Source organism: Litchfieldia stipae, assembly GCF_014837155.1.
GTDB lineage: Bacteria > Bacillota > Bacilli > Bacillales > Bacillaceae_L > Litchfieldia.
The window spans coordinates 1-931 of sequence record NZ_JACYHA010000059.1; the positions used below are offsets into that span (position 1 = coordinate 1).

1 pseudogene is annotated in these 931 nt (G+C 36.6%); it reads right to left on the reverse strand.

The window, feature by feature from the left end:
• A pseudogene (locus F7888_RS22265) lies at positions 1-782 on the reverse strand (DDE-type integrase/transposase/recombinase); the annotation flags it as partial.
• Positions 783-931 lie beyond the last annotated feature (149 nt).

Below are 931 nucleotides of genomic sequence, written 5' to 3' on the forward strand. Positions count from 1 at the left end.
TGCGAAATAGCCACACCATGAACATCCTGCATAATGGCAGCTGTCCTACGGGCCGAAAGGCCGTAGTTAACATGGTAGGTTAATATCAATCCTAATGTATGTGGTGAAGCATAAATCCTAGACAAATCTACCGCTGGTAGTTCAGGCGATTGCTTGGCCAAAGGTAGAAAATCAATGTGAAACTGACGAAAGATATATCTTATTTTAAATGCTTGAGGATCCGTCTTAAATCGTTTCTTTTCTTTGGAGGACATCGCTTTAAGATTTCTCTGGTAAAAGGAACAGTTGCTGTTTCTACATTTGTAGACGGAAAAGTCTTTTCTATCCTTAATTTTATCGAGTGATTTTGAACAATGAGGACACTTTAAAATGGCCTCTTTTGAAAAACGATTTTTATCACTGAAAAGACACGAACACACCTTACACTGAAATTGACCTTTATCTCCGTTATTGGCATAAAGATAGTCCGACGGAGCACCACACTTAGGACAATTCATTGATTTAGGTACAATAGCCTTTGAATTAGAACGTCTTTGAACAGGTTTAAGAGGCTTACCGTGTTCGTTTAAATACTCGTTCAATAGAGTCTTGTAATCAAGTTTTTCTAGTGGTTCGATGATCGGGAGATCATCCACCTGAAGTTTTCTATACGGTTTATTTACCGGAGTTTCTGCAGGTTTGTCAAACATACTCTTCCCCACAAGAAGAGTAAGTAAAGTTCGAATAACCTGTTCTTGATAGTTTATAAAAGTTAATAAATAGGTTATAATTTGAGGGTACAAATTGTCACTTCCTTTATTTTAGGGATTAAGTGTTCGGTGTCGTAACCTCACTTTTACCTAAAATTATGGGGGGTGGCAATTTTTTTGCTCAAAAATCCCTCTATCAAGGTATTTTATAGCCTATTTAATATAAAAGTTTTGACAATACG